Consider the following 20208-nt stretch of genomic DNA (forward strand, 5'->3'; position numbering starts at 1 on the left):
CCGTCGCGGAGCTGCGGGCGGTTGGACGCGGGTCAGTAGCCGCCGGCGGCGTGGTGGTGGGCCGCGGTCGCGAGCGCGTCGGCCACGTCGTCGATGCCCTCGCGCACGACGCCGACGGTGACGCGCACGAAGTCGCGTGGGCGTCGCGAGGCCGGCCCGCCGGTCCGCGACGAAGGTCCGACGGCCCGCGCGGGCGAACCGGCGAGCGACCCGCCGGCCCCAGCGGCATCCGCCCCCGCCGCCAGGAACGGCGTGCCCGCCGCGACCCGGATGCCCCCGGCCGCGAGCTGCACGAGCGCCGATCGCTCGCTGAGCACCGGCACCCACAGGTTGATGCCGTCGGCCGGCGCGACGTCGACCCCCCGCGCGCGAAGCGCGTCGCCGAGCGCGCGCTGGCGCGTGTAGTACTGCCGGCGCGCCTCGGCGACGGCATCGATCGAGGCACCGTCGGTGAGCAGGTCGAGGAGGATGCCCTGGAGCATCCGCGAGGTCCAGCCCGGGCCGATCATGCGGCGCGCGATCACGCGCTCGACGAGGTGGCGCGGCCCGCCGAGGGCGGCGATGCGCAGGTCGGGTCCGTGCGACTTCGAGAAGCTGCGCACGTGCACCACGCGCTCGGGCAGCCACGTGCCGAGCGTCACGTCGCCCTCGGTCGAGATGAGGCCCGAGTGGTCGTCCTCGACCACGAGCAGGTGGTCGGTATCGGGCGCGTTCCGGATGACCCCCGCCAGCGCCTCGGCCCGCTCGGGCGTCATGGACGCGCCGGTCGGGTTCTGCGCGCGCGGTTGCAGCAGCACGGCGGCGGGGCGGCGCAGCAGGGCGGCCGCGAGCGACTCGGGCACCATGCCCGACGCGTCCATGCGCACCGGCACGGGCTCGGCGCCCAGCAGTTCGATCAGGTCGAGGAACGGCGGGAAGCCCGGATGCTCCACCACGACGCGATCGCCCAGGCGCACGACCTGCTCGAGCGTGCGGCTGATCGCGTCGAGCGCGCCGTCGACCACCATGATCGTCTCCGCCTGCGCGGGCCATGAGGACGCGAGCACCGCGGCGAGCTCCGGGATCACGGGCTCCTGCTGGTAGCTGCCGGTCTCGGCGCGGGCCGAGACGCGCGAGAGCGCGGGCCCGAGCGGCGGCAGCAGCAGCGGGTCGGGCGTGCCGCGCGAGAGGTCGAGGCGCACGGGGTCGTCGGGGGCGGCCATGCCGCGCATGCGCGGGGCCAGCCAGGTCGGCGCGGTATCCCGCACGAAACTGCCCGCGCGACCGCGCGACTCGATCAACCCCGCGCGGGCGAGCGCCTGCCACGACTGGCTGATCGTGGCGGGGCTCACCCCGAGCGCGGTGCCGAGCTCGCGCACGGTGGGCAGACGGATGCCGGGGGCCAGGTCGCCGTCGTTGATCAGGCGTGCGAGCACGGCAGCGATGGCCCGCGGGGAGCGATCGGGGAATTCGGGAGCGACGCTCAGCCCGGGGAACAGCGCGCCGAGGTCGGGCGCATCCGAAGCGGCATCCGTCACCGACGCACCCGCGCGAGAGCCGGACGACGCCGGCTCACCGGCATCCGTCGCCCCTCGCACCGTCTCACCGCCCACACGAATACTCGACACGACCATTGCCTCCTGACGAAGAGAGGGACAGGATGATTAACCACAACGTCACAGGGTGAAACACAAGAGAAATGTTCACGCCGAAGAATAACAGAACGGGCGCGGAGCCCGGGCAGACACGTTCCATCGGCATCACGACTCGGCGTTCCCCCAGCGCCCGGTAGGCCCATCACAGCCCACCGAGCGGCGGCAGCGACGCCGACCGACTCAGGAGGCAGCATGACGATCGTTCGAGCGGCGATCACGCAGACGACGTGGACCGGCGACAAGGACTCGATGCTCGACAAGCACGAGCAGTTCGCGCGCGGCGCCAAGGAGCAGGGCGCCCAGGTGATCTGCTTCCAGGAGCTGTTCTACGGCCCCTACTTCGGCATCACCGAGGACGTGAAGTACTACGACTTCGCCGAGCCGGCCGACGGCCCGATCGTGCAGCGCTTCGCCGCGCTCGCGGCCGAGCTCGGCATGGTGATGGTGCTCCCGATCTACGAGGAGGAGCAGCCCGGGGTGTACTACAACACCGCGGTCGTCGTCGACAACGACGGCACCATCCTCGGCAAGTACCGGAAGCACCACATCCCGAACCTCGACAAGTTCTGGGAGAAGTTCTACTTCCGCCCCGGCAACCTCGGCTACCCGGTCTTCCAGACCGCGGTCGGGCCGATCGGCGTGTACATCTGCTACGACCGGCACTTCCCCGAGGGCTGGCGCGAGCTGGGACTCAACGGCGCGCAGATCGTGTTCAACCCGAACGCGACCAAGCCCGGCCTCTCGAACCGCCTGTGGGAGATCGAGCAGCCCGCCGCCGCCGCGGCCAACGGGTACTTCGTCGCCGCGCCCAACCGCGTCGGCCGCGAGGACAACGAGTACGGCGACCTCGCCGTCGACTTCTACGGCTCGAGCCAGTTCTGCGACCCGCAGGGCAACATCGTCGGCGAGTACGGCTCGCAGCACGACGAGGAGATCGTCGTGCGCGACCTCGACATGGACATGATCCGGCAGGTGCGCAACGCCTGGCAGTTCTACCGCGACCGTCGCCCCGAGTCGTACACCTCGATCCCGAAGCCGTGAGACGTCGCCACGGGGCAGCCGGCACCTCTCGCGGATGCCCCGGGGCGACCACCCGCGCACCAGACATCCCGACCCGCATCCAGCGAAGGAGCGCACCATGGCAACCACCCTCATCACCGGCGGCACGGTCGTCAGCGCGACCGGCCGGGCGAACGCCGACGTGCTCGTCGACGGCGAGCGCATCGTCGCCGTGCTCGAGCCCGGCAGCGAGCTGCTCGGCACCGACCTGAAGTCGGGCGTCGACACCGTGATCGACGCGACCGGCAAGTACGTCATTCCGGGCGGCATCGACGCCCACACCCACATGGAGCTGCCGTTCGGCGGCACCGCCGCGATCGACACGTTCGAGACCGGCACCCGAGCGGCCGCGTACGGCGGCACGACCTCGATCGTCGACTTCGCCGTGCAGCGCTACGGCGAGCGGGTGCAGGACGGCCTCGACGCCTGGCACGCCAAGGCCGCCGGCGAGTGCGCCATCGACTACGGCTTCCACCAGATCATCGGCGGCGTCGACGCCGACGCGATCGCGGCGATGAAGACGCTGCCCGACCAGGGCGTGACGAGCTTCAAGCTCTTCATGGCCTACCCGGGCGTCTTCTACTCCGACGACGCGCAGGTGCTGAAGGCCATGCAGGTCAGCCGCGACACCGGCATGCTCACGATGATGCACGCCGAGAACGGCCCCGCCATCGACGTGCTCGCCGAGCAGCTGATCGAGGAGGGCAAGACCGACCCGTACTTCCACGGCATCGCCCGCGCCTGGCAGATGGAGGAGGAGGCGACGCACCGCGCGATCATGCTCGCGAACCTCACCGGCGCGCCGCTGTACGTCGTGCACGTCTCGGCCAAGCAGGCCGTCGAGCAGCTCGCCTGGGCGCGCGACAAGGGCCAGAACGTCTTCGGCGAGACCTGCCCGCAGTACCTCTACCTCTCGCTCGAGGAGCAGCTCGGCGCCTCGAGCGAGGAGTGGGGCAACTTCGAGGGCGCCAAGTGGGTGTGCTCGACGCCGCTGCGCTCGCGCGAGGAGGGCCACCAGGACGCCATGTGGCAGGCGCTGCGCACGAACGACCTGCAGATGGTCTCGACCGACCACTGCCCGTTCTGCATGAAGGACCAGAAGGAGCTCGGCCTCGGCGACTTCCGCAAGATCCCGAACGGCATCGGCTCGATCGAGCACCGCATGGACCTCATGTACCAGGGCGTCGTGACCGGCGAGATCACCCTCGAGCGCTGGGTCGAGCTCACGAGCACGACCCCGGCGCGCATGTTCGGCATGTACGGGCAGAAGGGCGTGATCCAGCCCGGCGCCGACGCCGACATCGTCGTCTACGACCCGAACGGGCACACCTCGATCGGCCTCGGCAAGACGCACCACATGGCGATGGACCACTCCGCCTGGGAGGGCTACGAGATCGACGGGCACGTCGACACGGTGCTCTCGCGCGGCAAGGTCATCGTCGACGACAACGCCTACCTCGGCGCCAAGGGCGACGGCCGCTTCATCAAGCGGGGACTCACCCAGTACCTCGTCTAGGGGCGAGCGGATGCCCCGGGCGCAACGCCGGCCCAGGGGCATCCGCCCTCGCACCACCCGCTCAGGAAGGAACGCATCATGGACTTCGGAGTCGTCCTCCAGACCAACCCGCCCTCGTCGCGCGTCGTGCAGCTCTCGCAGCTCGCCGAGGTGCACGGCTTCAGCACCGCGTGGACCTTCGACTCGCACCTGCTCTGGCAGGAGCCGTACGTCATCCACTCGCAGATCCTCGCCGAGACCAAGCGCATGAAGGTCGGCCCGTTCGTGACGAACCCGGCCACGCGCGACTGGACCGTCACCGCGTCGACCTTCGCGACGCTCAACGAGATGTACGGCAACCGCACGATCTGCGGCATCGGCCGCGGCGACTCGGCGGTGCGCGTGACCAACGGCAAGCCCGTCACCATGCGGGAGCTGCGCGAGTCGATCCACGTGATCCGCGAGCTCGGCAACTCGCGCGAGGTCGAGTACAAGGGCTCGAAGATCCGCTTCCCGTGGTCGGTCGGCTCCGAGCTCGAGGTGTGGGTCGCCGCATACGGGCCGATGGCGCTGAAGCTCACGGGCGAGGTGGGCGACGGGTTCATCCTGCAGCTCGCCGACGTCGACATCGCGAAGTGGATGATCCGCACCGTGCGCGAGGCCGCCGAGGCCGCGGGCCGCGACCCCGACAGCATCACGTTCTGCGTCGCGGCGCCGTTCTACGTCGGCGACGACTGGGAGCACATGCGCGAGCAGTGTCGCTGGTTCGGCGGCATGGTCGGCAACCACGTGGCCGACATCGTGACCAAGTACGGCACCGACGGCGACGTGCCGAAGGCGCTGACCGACTACATCGCGGGACGCACGGGCTACGACTACAACACGCACGGCAAGGCCGACAACGACCACGTCGACTTCGTGCCCGACGAGATCGTCGACCGGTTCTGCCTGCTCGGCACCGCCGAGGACCACATCGCGAAGCTCGAGGAGCTCAAGGCGATCGGCGTCGACCACTTCGCCGGCTACCTCCAGCACGACAACAAGGAGGAGACGCTGCGGGTCTACGGCGAGACCGTGATCCCCGCGCTCTCCGACCTCGTCCTGGCCAAGGAATGACGGGAACCCTGCAGGAACAGACGACGGATGCCGCCCAGGCGGCCTCCGCACCCGACCGCGCGCCCGCGCCGGGCGCGCGTCGCCGTCGCGGCGGCCGCCAGGCCGCCCGCTGGGTCTGGGGCGTCGCCGGCGTCCTGCTCGTCGCGGTGATCTGGGAGCTGTACAAGTGGCTGGCCCCGGCCGACGGGGTCGTGATCGGCGAGACGCGCGTGCTGCCGCGCACGACCGACCTGGCCATGCCGCACGTGTGGGACATGCTCGCCCGCCTCGGCGAGCCCGTCACCCGCGCGCCGGGCGCGAACGTGCTGTGGCTCGAGATCGCGCTCGCTGCGCTCGTCACCCTCGGCATCGCCGCCGCCGGCTGGCTCGTCGGCGTCATCGTCGGCATCGGCCTCGCGCTCGTGATGCAGCGCTGGCGGCTCGCCGAGTGGGGCCTGCTGCCGTGGATCATCGTCAGCCAGACCGTGCCGCTCATCGCGTTCGCGCCGGTCGTGCGCAGCTGGGGCTCGCGCGTCGAGATCGGCGCGTTCGAGTGGCAGGACTGGATGTCGGTCGCGCTCATCGCCAGCTACCTCGCGTTCTTCCCCATCGCCGTGGGGGCGCTGAAGGGCCTGCAGTCGCCCGACCGCATCCACACCGAGCTCATGAAGACGTACGCCGCGGGCTACTGGCAGACCCTGTTCCGGCTGCGCTTCCCGGCATCCGTGCCCTACCTGCTTCCGGCCCTGCGCCTGGGCGCCGCGAACGCCGTGATCGGCGCGGTCGTGGCCGAGGTGTCGACGGGCCTGCAGGGCGGCATCGGCCGCCTCCTCATCCAGTTCGCCGGGCAGGCGTCGGGCGACCCCGCGAAGGCGTGGGCCCCGATCTTCGGCGCCATCGTGCTCGGCCTCGTCGCCGCGGGCTCGATCGCGCTGCTCGGCGTCATCCTGCAGAACTACCGCCGCGTGGAGGTCACCGCATGAGCACCGCACCGACGACGACCGCAGCCGTGCGGGTCACCGGGGTCGACAAGACGTTCGAGACCCGGTCGGGCGTCGTGCACGCCCTGCAGGGCATCGACCTCGAGGTGGCGGCGGGCGAGTTCGTCTCGCTCATCGGGCCCTCGGGGTGCGGCAAGTCGACGCTCATGCGCCTCATCGCCGACCTCGACGAGCCCACCGCCGGCACGGTCGAGGTGAACGGCACGTCCGCCGCGCAGGCGCGCAAGGACCAGGCGTACGGCATCGCGTTCCAGCAGGCCGGCCTGCTGCCGTGGCGCACGGTCGCCGCGAACGTGTCGCTGCCGCTCGAGCTGCACGGCCCGTCGGGTGCGGCCCGTCGTGAGCGCGTGGCCGACCTGCTCGAGATGGTCGGCCTCTCCGACTTCGCCGACCGCTACCCCGACCAGCTCTCGGGCGGCATGCAGCAGCGCGTCGCGATCGCCCGGTCGCTCGCCGAGAAGCCCGGCATCCTGCTGATGGACGAGCCGTTCGGCGCGCTCGACGAGATGACCCGCGAGAAGATGCAGACCGACCTCGTGCGCATCTGCGCCGAGACCGGTGCCGCGGTCGTGTTCGTCACGCACTCGATTCCCGAGGCCGTGTTCCTGTCCGACCGGGTGGTCGTGATGAGCCCGCGCCCGGGGCGCATCCAGGAGATCGTGCCGATCCAGGTGGGGGCGGATGCCGCGCGCGACGACCACCTCCGCGAGGAGTCGGTCTTCTTCGAGCACGTCACCGCGGTGCGCGAGGCGCTGCACGGCGGCACCGCCGCCTCGACCGCCCGGGGGGTCGAGACCCGATGACCCTCGCCACGCTGAGCCCGCGCGCCGAGACGACGGTGCGCATCGTCGCGCCGGTCACGGTCGGGCTCCTCGTGCTGGGCGTCTGGCAGTTCCTCGTCACCGTCGTCGGCGTCAGCGACTACCTGCTGCCGAGCCCGGCGTCGATCGTCGAGGAGCTCGTCGCGTTCTGGCCCTCGATCGTGTCGGCCACGGTCATCACCGGCACCAACGCCCTGATCGGCCTCGTCGTCGGCACCGTGCTCGGCGTCGGCCTCGCGGCGCTCGCCGCGCGCTGGCGCGCGGTCGACGACATGTCCGCACCGATCGTCGCGGCGCTCGCCGTGATCCCGATCGTCGCACTCGCGCCCGTGCTCAACTCGATGTTCGGCGCCGACAGCCAGTTCGGCCGGCAGGCCATCGCCGCGCTCGCGTCGTTCGTGCCCGTGTTCATCAACACCCTGCGCGGGTTCCGGCAGACCCTGCCCGTGCATCGCGACCTCATGCGCGCCTACGCCGCGAGTGGCAGCCAGGTCTTCCGCACCGTGACGCTGCCGACCGCGTTGCCGTTCGTGCTCACGGGCATCCGCATCGCCTCGTCCCTCGCGGTGATCTCCGCGCTCGTCGCCGAGTACTTCGGCGGCCCGCGCGGCGGCCTCGGCGGGCTCATCTCGACGTCGGCCGCCTCGAGCGCCTACGCCCGCGCGTGGGCGTACGTCGTGGCATCCATCGCCCTCGGCCTGCTCTTCTACCTCGTGACGCTCGGCATCGAGCGCCTCGTGCTGCGCCGCATCCCGGCCGGAGGTGCGCGATGACGCGCGCCGCCGCCGGCATCGCGGCACCCGGACCCGGTACGCGAGGCGTACCGGACGGACGCCCTCGCACCCGGAGGCGACCTGCACCACCAGCACGCACCGAGCACTCGAAAGGACTGACATGAAGCACAGCACTCGCCGCGGAATCGCGGCCGGAGCGTTCGCCCTCTCGGCGGCGCTCGTCCTCGCAGCCTGTTCCTCGTCTGACGACTCCGGAGACACCGGGTCGGACGCGGGCGGCGACGAGCTCACCGAGGTGAAGCTCCAGCTCCAGTGGCTCCCGCAGGGCCAGTTCGCCGGCTACTTCGCAGCGGTCGAGAACGGCTACTTCGAGGAGGAGGGCCTGGAGGTCGAGATCATCCCGTCCGGCGGCGACATCGTGCCCCAGGACGCCCTCGCCAACGGCGACGTCGACTACGCGATCGCGTGGGTGCCGAAGGTGCTCGGCTCGATCGAGGCCGGCGCCAACCTCACCAACATCGCGCAGATCTTCCAGCGCTCGGGCACCCTGCAGGTGTCGTGGGCCGACTCCGACATCTCGTCGGTGGCGGACTTCGAGGGCAAGAAGATCGGCTCGTGGGGCTTCGGCAACGAGTGGGAGATCTTCGCGGCCATGGCCGCCGAGGGCCTCGACTCGTCGACCGTCGAGATCATCACCCAGGACTTCAACATGAACGCCTTCCTGCAGGGCGACATCGACGCGGCCCAGGCGATGACCTACAACGAGTACGCGCAGCTGCTCGAGACGCCGAACCCCGACACGGGCGAGCTGTACACGGCCGACGACTTCAACGTCATCAGCTACCAGGACACCGTCGGCGCCATGCTGCAGGACGCGATCTGGGCCGACACCGAGCGCCTCGAGTCCGACGCCGAGTACGAGGAGATGACGATCAGCTTCCTGAAGGCCGTCATCAAGGGCTGGGCGTTCGTGCGCGACAACCCCGAGGAGGCGTCGTCGATCACCATCGCCGCCGGTTCCGGCTGGGGTCCGAGCCACGAGCTCTGGATGGTCAACGAGACCAACAAGCTCATCTGGCCGGCGCCCGCGGGCATCGGTGTCATCGACGAGGCGGCCTGGGACCAGACCGTCGAGGGCGCGCTGAGCGCCGTCAACGAGGTCGGGGCCAGCCCCATCACGACCGAGCCGCCCGCGACCGCCTGGTCGAACCAGTACATCGAGCAGGCCATCGCCGAGCTCGGTGACGAGGTCGACACGACCGGTGAGTCGTTCTCGCCGATCGAGGTGGAGCTCCTGGAGGGCGGCAACTAGCCATGCGCACCACCGGCGGCCGGATGCCACGGGCGGAGACCCCGCTCGCGGCGTCCGGCCGTCGCCGTGCCGGGCGGGTCCGCGCCAGCGTGGCATCCGCCCGGCACCACCACCAGACCGCACCGCGCCGCACGAGGGGGAACCCATGACCGACACCGCCGCACCGAACCCCGATCTCGACGAGCTCGCCCGCGAGCTCGACCACGCCCACGTGTTCCACTCGTGGTCCGCGCAGGGCTCGCCGCCGCAGCTCACCATCGCCGGCGGCAAGGGCACGAAGGTCTGGACGCACGGGGGCGACGAGTACCTCGACTTCTCGAGCCAGCTCGTCAACGTGAACATCGGGCACCAGCATCCGTCGGTCGTGTCCGCGATCCGCGAGCAGGCGTCGCTGCTGTCGACCATCGGCCCGCCCATCGTGAACCTCGCGCGCGGCGAGGCGGCCAAGCGCATCACGGCGCGAGCGCCGCGCCGGTTCCACAAGGTGTTCTTCACCAACGGCGGGGCGGATGCGAACGAGAACGCCGTGCGCATGGCGCGCCTGCACACCGGGCGCGACAAGGTGCTCTCGACGTACCGCTCGTATCACGGCAACACCGGCGCCGCCGTCGTCGCGACGGGCGACTGGCGCCGCATCCCGAACGAGTACGCCCGCGGGCACGTGCACTTCTTCGGGCCGTACCTGTACCGCTCCGAGTTCTGGGCGACGACGCCCGAGGAGGAGTCGGAGCGCGCGCTGCAGCACCTGCGGCGCGTGATCGAGAGCGAGGGGCCGTCGTCGATCGCGGCGATCCTGCTCGAGACGATTCCGGGCACCGCCGGCATCATGCTGCCGCCGCCCGGGTACCTGGCAGGGGTGCGCGAGCTTGCGACGCAGCACGGCATCGTGCTGATCCTCGACGAGGTCATGGCCGGGTTCGGGCGCACCGGGCGCTGGTTCGCGTTCGACGGGTACGACGTCGAGCCCGACCTCATCACCTTCGCGAAGGGCGTGAACTCGGGCTACGTGCCGGTCGGCGGCGTGCTCATCGCCGAGGAGATCGCGGCGGACTTCGATGCGAAGGTGTTCCCGGGCGGGCTGACCTACTCGGGGCATCCGCTCGCCGCCGCCTCCATCGTCGCCGCGCTCGACGCGATGGAGTCGGAGGGCATCGTCGACAACGCCCGGCGCGTGGGCGCCGAGGCGATCGGGCCCGGGCTCGAGGCGCTCGCCGAGAAGCACGAGATCATCGGCGAGGTGCGCGGCGAGGGCGTGTTCTGGGCGATGGAGCTCGTGGCCGACCGGGCGACGCGCGAGCCCGTGGCGCCCGCGGTCGTCGCCCGGGCGAAGGGCGAGCTCGCCGCGCGCGGGCTGCTCGCGTTCACCGCGGAGAACCGCATCCACGTCGTGCCGCCGTGCGTCGTCACCGACGACGAGGTGGGGCAGGCGATGGACATCTACGACGAGGTGCTGGGGCTCGACCTGCTCGGCTGAGCGGGCGACCGACGGCACGGTAAGGGAGAGGGAATCATGACGGAGACGACGATGACCCCGCAGGCGCAGGTGCCGACGGGTGCCACGGTGATGGGCCACTGGATCGACGGGCACGAGGTCGCCGGCGAAGGTTCGCGCACCGGGCCGGTGTACGACCCCGCGCTGGGCGTCGTGCAGAAGGAGGTGCGCTACGGGTCGGCGAGCGACGTCGACACGGCCGTGCAGGTCGCGCGCACCGCGTTCGCGAGCTGGAGCGAGGTGTCGGTCGCGAAGCGCCAGGGCATCATGTTCGCCTTCCGCGAGCTGCTGAACGCGCGCCGCGGCGAGCTCGCCGAGATCCTCACGGCCGAGCACGGCAAGGTGCTGTCGGATGCCGGCGGCGAGATCGCCCGCGGGCTCGAGGTCGTCGAGTTCGCGTGCGGCCTCGGCCACCTGCTGAAGGGCGAGTTCAGCGACAACGTGTCGACCGGCGTCGACGTGTACTCGCTGAAGCAGCCGCTCGGCGTGGTGGGCATCATCAGCCCGTTCAACTTCCCGGCGATGGTGCCGCTCTGGTTCTTCCCGCTCGCGATCGCGGCCGGCAACACGGTCGTGCTGAAGCCCAGCGAGAAGGACCCGACGGCGGCGAACTGGATGGCCGCACTGCTGAAGGAGGCAGGCCTGCCCGACGGCGTGTTCAACGTCGTGCACGGCGACAAGGAGGCCGTCGACGCGCTGCTCACGCACGAGCACGTCGCCTCGATCTCGTTCGTCGGCTCGACGCCGATCGCGCGGTACGTCTACGAGACCGCGACCGCGCACGGCAAGCGCGTGCAGGCGCTCGGCGGGGCCAAGAACCACATGCTCGTGCTGCCCGACGCCGACCTCGACCTCGTGGCCGACTCGGCCGTGAACGCGGGCTTCGGCTCGGCGGGCGAGCGGTGCATGGCGATCAGCGTCGTGATGGCGGTCGACTCGATCGCCGACGAGCTGGTGGGCAAGATCACCGAGCGGATGTCGCGCCTGACCACCGGCGACGGCCGACGCGGCTGCGACATGGGCCCGCTCATCACCTCCGCGCACCGCGACAAGGTGTCGGGCTACCTCGACGTGGCCGCCGCTGACGGCGCCACCGTCGTGGTCGACGGGCGCGAGGCGACGTTCGACGGGGCATCCGACGGCTTCTGGCTCGGGCCGACCCTCATCGACAAGGTGCCGACCTCGTCGACGGTCTACACCGACGAGATCTTCGGGCCGGTGCTGTCGGTCGTGCGGGTCGAGGGCTACGAGGAGGGCATGGAGCTCATCGAGCGCGTGCCGTACGGCAACGGCACGGCGATCTTCACGAACGACGGCGGCGCCGCCCGGCGCTTCCAGCGCGAGGTGCAGGTCGGGATGGTCGGCGTGAACGTGCCGATCCCGGTGCCGGTGGCGTACCACTCGTTCGGCGGCTGGAAGGCGTCGTTGTTCGGCGACGCCAAGGCGTACGGCCCGCACGGCGTGGAGTTCTTCACGCGCGAGAAGGCCGTCACGTCGCGCTGGCTCGACCCGAGCCACGGCGGGCTGAACCTGGGCTTCCCGCAGCACGACTGATGGGTGGGGGCGTCGTCGTTCGTCGGGTTCTGGCCGACGAATGGATGCAGGTGCGCGACCTCCGCGTCGAGGCGGTCTCCGACCCCGACGCGGCGGTCGCGTTCCTCTCCACCCGGGAGGAGGAACTCGCGCGCGACGACGCGTTCTGGCGCGACCGCGCGGCGACGGCCGGGTCGGCCGACTGGGTGGCGCAGTTCGTCGCCGCGTCGCCCGACGGGCTGCTCGGCTCGGCGACCGTGCTCATCTGGGAGGCGGGCGCGACCGATCACCTCGGGCATCGCGTCGAGGAGCGGCGGGCGGATGTGCTCGGCGTCTACCTGCGGCCATCGCATCGCGCGGCCGGCACCATCGACGCCCTGCTCGACGCCGCCGCATCGTGGGCGGCGTCGCGGGGTCTCGCGGCGCTCACGCTCGACGTGCACGTCGACAACCTGCGCGCGCAGGCGGCCTACCGGCGCTGCGGCTTCGCGTCCACCGGCGTGGAATTCACCAGCTCGATCGGGCCCGAGCTGCAGATGCGGCGGGTGCTCCCCGTCTCCTAGGACGGGTTGTTCGCCCTCGTCGCCCCCGACGCGGCGAGTTGTTGCACGCGCTGCGCCGAGAGCCCGAGCACGGCTCCGGCATCGCGGTAGGTCAGCCCGTCAGCTCGGAGCGTCGCTACTGCGCGGCGTGCGAGCTGAGCCGCCGCCTCGCTCTCGGTGCGCGCGGTCGCTTCGCGCCGTCGCGACTCCTCCCACGCCTCACGGGCGTTCTCCGGAATCTCGAAGGTCACGGCGACATCGAATGCGTCCGGCTCCACGTCGAGCCAGAGCGCGATGACCTCGCGGGCGACCTCCTCGACCTCGGCGGTGTTGCGCGCCTGGCCCACGGTGTCGAGCTCGGGGACCTCCACGAGCCACCAGCGCCCGTCGCGGCGCGCATTGGCTCGGTACGCCTTTCGCTGCGACATCAATCCATCCTCCTTCGCGAACTCTAGGCCCACTTGATGTGTCCGTAAAGGGGTACCTGATAGACCCCGTCATCGCCGATCAACGATCGTCCAAGACGGCGACAATTAGCTTCCGAGGCTCGACCTCCTTCGTGCGGCCTCCCGGACGAGGGTCATTGCCTCCGTCATCCCGTACTTGTCTTCGAGGCGGTGGATCACGACCTCGGTTGAGGAGCGAGGCCCGGAGCGCCCGCTCCTCGCGGCGATCTCGGCCACAGCGGTCAACGCGCGATGCGGGCTGATCTGCGTCGCATCCAGGGCGAATTGGTGCGGCGGCATGGCGCCCATGCCGCTCGGGAGTCGACTCGCGGGGAAGTCCCGCAGGTTCGAGGTGACGATGACGGCTGCGCCTCCGAGGTGCGCCGCCGCAACGACGTGTTCGTCGTCGGGATCGGGGAGTCCATAGGTGCCTTCGAGCGCCTCCCACCCGGTGATCTCGGCGTCGACGAAGGCGGATCGCATCGTGCTGACGAGACGCGCGGCGCGGCGTTCCGACTGCTCGGTCTCGATGCCGTGGCGATCGCGAAGCTTCCGGGCCTCGTGGTACTCGAGCTCGGCGAGGATGGCACTGCTCCAGATCGGCCGATAGATCTGTTCGATCGCAAGTGAGAGCAGGAAGTCCCGCTGAAGGCTCGGCCAGAGGACGCTCGTGTCGAGGAGGGCGGTGAACACACCTCGACGATGTCAGCGGGTACCCACACCGCCCCGACGCTGGGCCGCAACGGCTCGACGGGCCGCCTTGAGCTCCCCGAGGACCTCGTCGACCGGAGCATCCTCATCGAGCTCGTCGGAGAGCACGCTCAGGGCGGCATACTGCTGTTCCCGCCGGAACCTGCGGAACTCGAGCAGGTCGCTCAGGGTGATCCTGCGATGGCTGCCGACACGCTCGAACGGGATCCTCCCTTCGTCGAGGAACTTGATCAGCGTCGGCCGGCTCACCCCGAGCAGCTCGGCTGCCTGCTGCGTCGTCAACGTCTGCGCCACCGGTGAGATGGTCACCGACAGCCCGCGTTGCATCGCCTCGACGACCTGCCGGAGCACCGAAAAGACCTCCTCTGGGAGTTCCACCTGGTCGCCTGGCTCGGCACCGGCGAGGAGATAGCGCGGTACGGGCGCGTTGCGCCCCGTGGTCTCGTGGGCAGCGAGGAAATCATGAACGCGAGCGATGCCGTCGTCGTCGGCAGCTTCGTACGTCTCCGGCGCGAGTGCGGAAGCGGCGTTCGTCATCTGATCTCCCCTTAACGCAAGAAACGTAACACACTTCGTCTCTTGCGGATAGTCAGATGGTCGAGACCTTGGTCAGGCACTGCTGTGTGGAGAGCTAGTGGAAGCGGATTGGCGCGCCCGGTAGGTTGGCGGCGACCGCTGCGAGGAGGCCGTGCCATGAAGCGTCGCACCATCGGGCTCGCATCTGCCGCGGTGGGATTGGTCGCCGCAGTCGGCCTGGGTGCCTGTGCCGCGTTGGCGATGGTTCCGACGTTGGCGGCACCAGGGGGCGTCTCCAGTTCGCCGGGCATCGCGACCGAACGGATGCCCGCGCCGGAGTATCCGCGAAACGCGAACGGGCAGACCTACGGGTCCGCCGCCGACGCACCAGCTCCCGGCGCGGAGCCAGACCTCATCCTCGTGATGGCCACGAACGGCATCGAGGGCTACGTGCAGAAGGCGGAGCTCGACGACGCGAACGGCTCCGCCGCGGCCGAGACCTTCACGAGCCCGGAGCAGGCGCTCGCGTGGCAGGAGGCGAACTCCCACGATCGGTACGTGCCGGTCTACGACCGGGACGGCGAGCGCGTCATCGGCGAGTTCCTCATCGCCGGACTCGACTCGTGGCGAGCGGTGCCCGACGAGGCCCCGCTCGACTAGGGTCAGGCGCCCCGAGCGGATGCCGCGGCGAACGCCGCCACGCGACGCTGCGCCTCAGGCGCGGCGAACGCGGCGCCGATCGTACGCGCCTCGTCGTCGAGCGAGTCCCGGAACGAGCGGGTGCCGCCCGCGTGCAACAGGCGCTTCGCCTGGCCGTAGGCGCCGGTCGCGCCCGACAGCCACACCTCGGCGATCGCCCGCGCCCGCGCATCGAGCTCGTCGGGCGCGACGACCTCGGCCACGAGGCCCCACTCGTACGCCTCGGCCGCGGTGAGCATGCGGTCCGAGAGCGTGAGCTCGAGCGCGCGTCGCATGCCGACCGCCTCGGGCAGCAGCGTGCTCACCCCGCAGTCGGGCGTGAGGCCCATGTCGGCGTAGCGGCTGCCGAAGGTGGCGCGATCGGATGCCACGATGACATCGGCCACGAGCATGAACCCGAGCCCGCCGCCGACCACGACACCCTGCACGGCCGCGACGATCGGCACGGCGGACTCGCGGAGCATCCGATGCCCTTCGTGGATGTCGTCGGCGAGGCCCTTCACCGTCGCCTCGCCGCCGGTGGGGTCGTTCGCGGAGAGCTCCGACATTGCGCGCACGTCGCCGCCCGCGCAGAACGCGCGGCCCGTGGCATCCAGCAGCACCGCACCGATGTCGTCGCGCGTCGAGACGGCCTCGGCGGCGGCGCGCCAGCCCGCGATCGCCTCGGGGTCGACGGCGTTCAGGCGGTCGGGGCGGTTCAGGGTGATGCGGGCGAGCCCGTCGGTCACGTCGAACAGGATCGCGTCGTCGCTCATGACGAGGGAGTCTAGCCCGTGAATCCGACCGGGCGGTCGGTCACGCGTCGCCTCACGCGGCGGCGTGCTCGGCCTGCACCTGCGCGGCGCGGCGCACGAGCGCGTCGACGACCGTGCGCACCGCGAGTCGCTCGGCGACGTCGGGCCGCATGAGCGCCACGATCGTGCGTTCGGCGGCGATGCCGCGCAGCGGCTTCAGCACGACGTCGGGCGAGGCGTTGCCCGAGGTGAAGCGCGGCACGAGCGCGACCCCGTGGCCGGCGGCGATGAACGCCTCGATGACGCGCAGGTCGCTGAAGCGCTGCCCGATGCGCACGCGGTGCCCGGCCTGCTGCTCGATCTCGTGCAGCACGCGCTCGAACGGCAGCCCGGGCGGCACGCCGAGCCAGAGCTCGTCGGCGACGTCGGCCGCGGTCACGTACGACCGCCCGGCGAGGCGATGGTCGGCGGGCAGTCCGACGTCGAGCGGCTCGTGCATGAGCTCGACCGCCGTGAGCCCGCGACCGCCCCACGACAGCAGGCCGGGCATGGTGTGGGCGAGCACGATGTCGTGGTCGTTGGTGAGGTCGGGGAACTCGTCGAGCCCCGGGTCGAGGTCGCTGCAGTGCAGCACCAGGTCGTCGATCGCGGCCAGCTCGGTGAGCACGTGGGGCAGGAGCATCTGCCCGGCGGTCGGGAACGTCACGAGCGTGACCTCGCCGCCGGGGTCGTTGCGGAACTCGTCCCACAGCGCCTCTGCGCGCTCGAGGGCGACCGCGACGTCGGCAGCGCTCCGCGCGAGCGCGTGCCCGGCGCTGGTCAGCACGACCCCGCGACCCGAGCGCTCGGTGAGCGGCATGCCCGCCTCGCGCTCGAGCACCTTGAGCTGCTGCGAGACGGCCGACGGCGTGCGGCCCGTCGCCTCGGCGACCGCCGTCACGCTGCCGCGCTCGGCGAGTTCGCGGAGCAGGTCGAGGCGTCGCACATCCATGTAGCCAGCCTACAGAAACAGTGAAGTATTGTGAGCTTGTGCTGAAGAGTCATTCGCGGTTCAATTGACGTGACGCCGGCGCGACCACGAGGGTCCCGAGCCGGCGTCGGTCATCTTCCGTCGAAAGGATTCATCGTGTTCGCACTCATCGCACTGCTCGCAGTCACCGCCGGTGCGGCTGTCGTCATGGCAGTCGTCGAGACGGCACGTGACGGCTACGGCCGTACCCCCGAGCGTGAGTACCCGCGCGCGATCTGACGCGCGACTCCTCGCAGCAGGGAAGCAGGGCCCTGCAGACGGCCGCCGGGTGGGCAGGGACTCCCACCGGCGGCCTTCGTCGTTCCCGCGCCCGGGGGCGGCGCGTCGTGCACAGGCGGCCCGAGCCACCCCGGGTATGGTGTACGGCCGACGCCCAATAGAGTGGACGCCGTGACCGACGCACGCCAGCAGCTCATCGACTACATCACGGCCGAGGCCGTGTTCCACGGCGACTTCACGCTCACCAGCGGCAAGAAGGCCTCGTACTACGTCGACCTGCGCAAGGTGAGCCTCGACCACCGCGTCGCGCCGCTCATCGGGCAGGTCATGCTCGATCTCATCGCCGACATCCCCGACGTCGCCGCCGTGGGCGGCATGACCATGGGCGCCGACCCGATCGCGTCGGCGATCCTGCACCAGGGCGCCGCGCGCGGCGCCGAGTACGACGCGTTCGTCGTGCGCAAGGAGCCCAAGGACCACGGCCGTGGCCGCCAGGTCGAGGGCCCCGACCTCGAGGGCAAGCGCGTGATCGTGGTGGAGGACACGTCGACGACCGGCGGCTCGCCGCTCAAGGCGATCGAGGCCCTGAAGAAGGTCGGCGCCGAGATCGCGGCCGTGGCCGTCGTCGTCGACCGAGGCACCGAGGCGCGCTCCGTGATCGAGGACGAGGGCTTCCTCTACCGCTACGCGATCGGACTCGACGACCTGGGGCTCGCCTGATGGCAGCAGGCAGGGATCGCGACGAGGACGACGTCGCCGGGGGTGCGGACTGGCTGATGGGCCAGCTCGGCGGCGACGCGTCCGAGCCGGACGAGCCCGAGGCGGAGGCGTTCGGCGACGAGGGGGCGACGGATGCCCCTGGGTCGGCCGAGTCCCCGGACGAGCCGGCGGCCGAGGAGCCGAAGGCCCGCATCGACTGGGAGCCGCCGCCCCCGCCCGCCGCGGAGGAGGTCGACGACTGGTTCTCGGTCGCACCATCGCCGAAGCGCCGCGGTTCGACGCCGGAACCGGCCGAGGCGCCGGCCGCGCCGGCGGAGGAGTCCAATTCGCCCGCCGAGGAGCCTGATGCGCCTGCCGAGGCGCCCGTCGCGGAGCCTGCCGCCGAGCCCGCAACGCCGATCGCTCCGCCTGCTCCGTCCGTCGCCGAGTCCGCCCCGAAGGCCGAGCCCGCCCCGGAGGCCGAGCCCGCGAAGCCCGAGGCCGATGCGCCCGACGACCTGGACGACGCCATGCGCGCGGCGCTCTGGTCGATGATCCCGCAGGACGAACAGGCGCCACCGCAGGCGCCCGTTCCACCGCCCGCGGCGGCCGCCCCGCCCGTGCCGCCCCCGCCGCCGGGCCCTCCGGTGCCTCCCGTGGCACCTCCCGCGCCTCCGGCCGCGCCGCCCGCCGAGCCGGGTGCGTCGTTCGCACGCCCGGCCGAGGAGGCGCCCGAGGCCGGGGACGACGGGCTCGTCTGGTCGATCTTCGACGAGGAGCACCCGACCGCCGTCGCCCGTCGCCGGGAGACCGGCGAGGTCCCCCGGCTGCCGGTCGAGCCCGAGCCCGAGCCGGAGCCCGAGCCCGATGACACGGCGGTGTACCCGCCGGGCATGGTCGGCGGCGGGACCGAACCCCCCGCGCCGGATCCCTTCGCCTCCCTGACCGCCGGGGGCGCCGCGGGTGCGAGCGCATTCGCGTGGAACCTCGAGCCCGACCCGAACGCCGCCGATCCCCTCGCGCCGCCGCGCAGGCCGTCGTGGCGACGGCCCGACACCGCGGGCGTCGACGACGCCGGTGCGGCCGGCGACGACCGCAGCGCCGACACGGACGGCGCGACCGGGGCGAGCCGGGGCACCGAGTCCGACCAGGGCGACTCGACCGCATCGGGGTCGGCCTGGGCGGCGGGCAGCGCGTTCGGCGCGGCAGCTGCCGGTGCCGGCGCGGCGGGTGCATCCGCTCCCTCCGAGGGCATCTGGAGCCTGATGGGCTCCGGCGCGACGCCTCCCGACGACCGCGGCGGCACGACCGGCGGCGCGTTCGACATGCCGGACCCGTTCGGCCGGCCCGATCCGTTCGACTCGGGCGATCCGTTCGCCGCGGACGCGCCCCGGGCGGGCTCCTCCATGTCGCAGGCGCGCCCGGGCCACGAGGGCTTCACCGCCGACCCGTTCGGCGAGGACGTCGGCGGGACCCCGTTGACGCCGCCGGCCGAGCGCAGCGACCCGTTCGCCGAGCTGTTCGGGGGCCTCGGCGACGAGCCGGCCCCGCCGGCGCACACGTGGGATCGCGCGGAGTTCGCCGACGACACCGCACACGTGCCGGGCGTCGCGCCCATCGGCATGCCGCCCACCGCCGCCGACGAGGAGAACGCGACCCGGCTGCTGCCCCTCGCCGGGTTCATGGCCGCGCAGGGCGGCCAGGGCGCGGGCGCGCCGACCGCCGTGCTGTCCCGCGCAGGCGACGATGCACCGCCGCCGGGGGCGCCGTCGTCGCGGGGTCCCGAGGGCACGGGTGCCGGCGGCTCGGGAAGCGGCGGCTCGACCCGCACGCTGCTGTGGATCGCCGGAGGCCTGGTCGCGGCGATCGCGCTGATCGGGCTGTTCTTCCTGGGCACGCAGCTCGGCGGCACCGTCGTGACCGCCACGACCCCGACGCCCACGCCCACGCCGACCCCCACGCCGACGCCCACGATCATCGCGGGCCCCGCCTCCGCGCAGGCGCCCGGCACCCACGCGTGGGACACGCTCTTCGGCACCGAGTGCATCGACCCGTTCGACTCGCCCTGGGCCGAGGAGTTCACGGTCGTCGACTGCGCGACCCCGCACGCCGCGCAACTCGTGTTCCGCGGCACGCTCGGCGAGATCGGCGATCCCTTCCCCGGCGAGGCCGAACTCGCCGCCTCGATGGGCGAGCGCTGCACCGAGCCGGGACTCGTCGACCTCGCGACGGTCGCCGACATCGACGACCTGCAGGTGCAGGCGTCGTTCCCGGTCACGGCCGAGCAGTGGGACGAGGGCCAGCGGGCCTACTACTGCTTCGTCGACCGCGCCGGCGGCGAGCCGCTCACGGGCAGCATCGCGGGCCCCGGCCCGAGCTGATCGCGCCGACGCGCTGAGACGCCGGCCCCGGTGGCGCGGCCCGATGCCGGGGCTC

The 20208-nt window shown here is 71.8% G+C and carries 20 protein-coding genes; 14 read left to right on the forward strand and 6 right to left on the reverse strand.

Annotated elements, in window-relative coordinates:
• Positions 1-32 precede the first annotated feature (32 nt).
• Positions 33-1607: an aminotransferase-like domain-containing protein gene (locus QMG39_RS08575; protein ID WP_281884036.1), complete on the reverse strand. Its 1575-nt coding sequence runs from the start codon at positions 1605-1607 to the stop codon at positions 33-35.
• A 219-nt stretch (positions 1608-1826) separates the two neighbouring features.
• Here QMG39_RS08575 and QMG39_RS08580 point away from each other — a divergent pair, with 219 nt between their 5' ends.
• The 10 genes from QMG39_RS08580 (at position 1827) to QMG39_RS08625 (ending at position 12739) form a co-directional block, all read left to right on the forward strand.
• Positions 1827-2675: a nitrilase-related carbon-nitrogen hydrolase gene (locus tag QMG39_RS08580; RefSeq protein WP_281884037.1), complete on the forward strand. Its 849-nt coding sequence runs from the start codon at positions 1827-1829 to the stop codon at positions 2673-2675.
• A 97-nt stretch (positions 2676-2772) separates the two neighbouring features.
• Positions 2773-4209, forward strand: coding sequence for a dihydropyrimidinase (gene hydA / locus QMG39_RS08585; RefSeq protein ID WP_281884038.1), 1437 nt, complete (start codon positions 2773-2775; stop codon positions 4207-4209).
• A gap of 78 nt (positions 4210-4287) precedes the next feature.
• A complete protein-coding gene (locus QMG39_RS08590) occupies positions 4288-5304 on the forward strand; it encodes a TIGR03842 family LLM class F420-dependent oxidoreductase (protein ID WP_281884039.1) in 1017 nt (338 codons plus the stop codon).
• On the forward strand, positions 5301-6266 hold the full coding sequence (locus tag QMG39_RS08595) for an ABC transporter permease (protein ID WP_281884041.1): 966 nt from the start codon (positions 5301-5303) through the stop codon (positions 6264-6266). The genes QMG39_RS08590 and QMG39_RS08595 overlap by 4 nt, the downstream gene beginning before the upstream one ends.
• Complete coding sequence (locus QMG39_RS08600) at positions 6263-7087, forward strand: ABC transporter ATP-binding protein (RefSeq protein ID WP_281884042.1); 825 nt, start codon at positions 6263-6265, stop codon at positions 7085-7087. Before QMG39_RS08595 ends, QMG39_RS08600 begins: the two co-directional genes overlap by 4 nt.
• On the forward strand, positions 7084-7878 hold the full coding sequence (locus QMG39_RS08605) for an ABC transporter permease (RefSeq protein ID WP_281884043.1): 795 nt from the start codon (positions 7084-7086) through the stop codon (positions 7876-7878). Before QMG39_RS08600 ends, QMG39_RS08605 begins: the two co-directional genes overlap by 4 nt.
• Positions 7879-7999: 121 nt before the next feature.
• The gene (locus QMG39_RS08610) at positions 8000-9151 is read left to right on the forward strand and encodes an ABC transporter substrate-binding protein (RefSeq protein ID WP_281884044.1); all 1152 of its coding nucleotides are present in this window, start codon (positions 8000-8002) and stop codon (positions 9149-9151) included.
• Positions 9152-9296: 145 nt separating this feature from the next.
• Positions 9297-10625: an aspartate aminotransferase family protein gene (locus QMG39_RS08615; RefSeq protein ID WP_281884046.1), complete on the forward strand. Its 1329-nt coding sequence runs from the start codon at positions 9297-9299 to the stop codon at positions 10623-10625.
• Between the two features lie 36 nt (positions 10626-10661).
• Positions 10662-12197 carry a CoA-acylating methylmalonate-semialdehyde dehydrogenase gene (locus QMG39_RS08620; protein ID WP_281884048.1) on the forward strand — a complete coding sequence of 512 codons (1536 nt, stop codon included), beginning with the start codon at positions 10662-10664 and terminating at the stop codon, positions 12195-12197.
• A 44-nt stretch (positions 12198-12241) separates the two neighbouring features.
• Entirely contained in the window at positions 12242-12739 is a 498-nt protein-coding gene (locus tag QMG39_RS08625; protein WP_281884050.1) for a GNAT family N-acetyltransferase, read from the forward strand.
• On the opposite strand, the gene QMG39_RS08630 is transcribed toward QMG39_RS08625, so the two are convergent.
• The 3 genes from QMG39_RS08630 to QMG39_RS08640 all read right to left on the reverse strand — a co-directional run bounded on the left by QMG39_RS08630 (position 12736) and on the right by QMG39_RS08640 (position 14412).
• Complete coding sequence (locus QMG39_RS08630; RefSeq protein WP_281884052.1) at positions 12736-13146, reverse strand: antitoxin HicB; 411 nt, start codon at positions 13144-13146, stop codon at positions 12736-12738. The two genes, QMG39_RS08625 and QMG39_RS08630, sit on opposite strands and share 4 nt — an antisense overlap.
• A 105-nt stretch (positions 13147-13251) precedes the next feature.
• Positions 13252-13857, reverse strand: a complete 606-nt coding sequence (locus QMG39_RS08635; protein WP_281884054.1) for a PIN domain-containing protein — start codon at positions 13855-13857, stop codon at positions 13252-13254.
• Between the two features lie 12 nt (positions 13858-13869).
• Positions 13870-14412: a helix-turn-helix domain-containing protein gene (locus QMG39_RS08640; protein ID WP_281884056.1), complete on the reverse strand. Its 543-nt coding sequence runs from the start codon at positions 14410-14412 to the stop codon at positions 13870-13872.
• 252 nt (positions 14413-14664) lie between these two features.
• Here QMG39_RS08640 and QMG39_RS08645 point away from each other — a divergent pair, with 252 nt between their 5' ends.
• The gene (locus QMG39_RS08645; protein ID WP_281884058.1) at positions 14665-15051 is read left to right on the forward strand and encodes a hypothetical protein; all 387 of its coding nucleotides are present in this window, start codon (positions 14665-14667) and stop codon (positions 15049-15051) included.
• Between the two features lie 2 nt (positions 15052-15053).
• Here QMG39_RS08645 and QMG39_RS08650 read toward each other — a convergent pair whose 3' ends face one another.
• Entirely contained in the window at positions 15054-15845 is a 792-nt protein-coding gene (locus QMG39_RS08650) for an enoyl-CoA hydratase/isomerase family protein (protein WP_281884060.1), read from the reverse strand.
• 52 nt (positions 15846-15897) lie between these two features.
• Positions 15898-16815 carry a LysR family transcriptional regulator gene (locus QMG39_RS08655; protein WP_281884061.1) on the reverse strand — a complete coding sequence of 306 codons (918 nt, stop codon included), beginning with the start codon at positions 16813-16815 and terminating at the stop codon, positions 15898-15900.
• A gap of 135 nt (positions 16816-16950) precedes the next feature.
• Between QMG39_RS08655 and QMG39_RS08660 the strand changes: the two genes are divergently transcribed.
• From QMG39_RS08660 to QMG39_RS08670, 3 genes are all read left to right on the forward strand, one after another.
• On the forward strand, positions 16951-17073 hold the full coding sequence (locus QMG39_RS08660) for a hypothetical protein (RefSeq protein ID WP_281884062.1): 123 nt from the start codon (positions 16951-16953) through the stop codon (positions 17071-17073).
• A gap of 171 nt (positions 17074-17244) precedes the next feature.
• Positions 17245-17793 (forward strand): orotate phosphoribosyltransferase, encoded by a 549-nt coding sequence (gene pyrE, locus QMG39_RS08665; protein WP_281884063.1) that lies wholly within the window; start codon positions 17245-17247, stop codon positions 17791-17793.
• Entirely contained in the window at positions 17793-20153 is a 2361-nt protein-coding gene (locus QMG39_RS08670) for a hypothetical protein (RefSeq protein ID WP_281884065.1), read from the forward strand. Before pyrE ends, QMG39_RS08670 begins: the two co-directional genes overlap by 1 nt.
• The last annotated feature ends 55 nt before the right edge of the window (positions 20154-20208 follow it).

Origin of the sequence: Agromyces rhizosphaerae (assembly GCF_027925245.1) — a bacterium.
In the GTDB taxonomy this organism is placed as follows: domain Bacteria; phylum Actinomycetota; class Actinomycetes; order Actinomycetales; family Microbacteriaceae; genus Agromyces; species Agromyces rhizosphaerae.

Bases quoted from the DNA above. Each gene is read 5' to 3' on its own strand.
- QMG39_RS08630 (WP_281884052.1), bottom strand. From the start codon at position 13,146: ATGTCGCAGCGAAAGGCGTACCGAGCCAATGCGCGCCGCGACGGGCGC.
- QMG39_RS08625 (WP_281884050.1), top strand. From the start codon at position 12,242: ATGCAGGTGCGCGACCTCCGCGTCGAGGCGGTCTCCGACCCCGACGCG.
- QMG39_RS08620 (WP_281884048.1), top strand. From the start codon at position 10,662: ATGACGGAGACGACGATGACCCCGCAGGCGCAGGTGCCGACGGGTGCC.
- QMG39_RS08610 (WP_281884044.1), top strand. From the start codon at position 8,000: ATGAAGCACAGCACTCGCCGCGGAATCGCGGCCGGAGCGTTCGCCCTC.
- QMG39_RS08655 (WP_281884061.1), bottom strand. From the start codon at position 16,815: ATGGATGTGCGACGCCTCGACCTGCTCCGCGAACTCGCCGAGCGCGGC.
- QMG39_RS08600 (WP_281884042.1), top strand. From the start codon at position 6,263: ATGAGCACCGCACCGACGACGACCGCAGCCGTGCGGGTCACCGGGGTC.
- QMG39_RS08650 (WP_281884060.1), bottom strand. From the start codon at position 15,845: ATGAGCGACGACGCGATCCTGTTCGACGTGACCGACGGGCTCGCCCGC.
- QMG39_RS08670 (WP_281884065.1), top strand. From the start codon at position 17,793: ATGGCAGCAGGCAGGGATCGCGACGAGGACGACGTCGCCGGGGGTGCG.
- QMG39_RS08580 (WP_281884037.1), top strand. From the start codon at position 1,827: ATGACGATCGTTCGAGCGGCGATCACGCAGACGACGTGGACCGGCGAC.
- hydA (WP_281884038.1), top strand. From the start codon at position 2,773: ATGGCAACCACCCTCATCACCGGCGGCACGGTCGTCAGCGCGACCGGC.
- QMG39_RS08640 (WP_281884056.1), bottom strand. From the start codon at position 14,412: ATGACGAACGCCGCTTCCGCACTCGCGCCGGAGACGTACGAAGCTGCC.
- QMG39_RS08590 (WP_281884039.1), top strand. From the start codon at position 4,288: ATGGACTTCGGAGTCGTCCTCCAGACCAACCCGCCCTCGTCGCGCGTC.
- QMG39_RS08595 (WP_281884041.1), top strand. From the start codon at position 5,301: ATGACGGGAACCCTGCAGGAACAGACGACGGATGCCGCCCAGGCGGCC.
- QMG39_RS08615 (WP_281884046.1), top strand. From the start codon at position 9,297: ATGACCGACACCGCCGCACCGAACCCCGATCTCGACGAGCTCGCCCGC.
- QMG39_RS08605 (WP_281884043.1), top strand. From the start codon at position 7,084: ATGACCCTCGCCACGCTGAGCCCGCGCGCCGAGACGACGGTGCGCATC.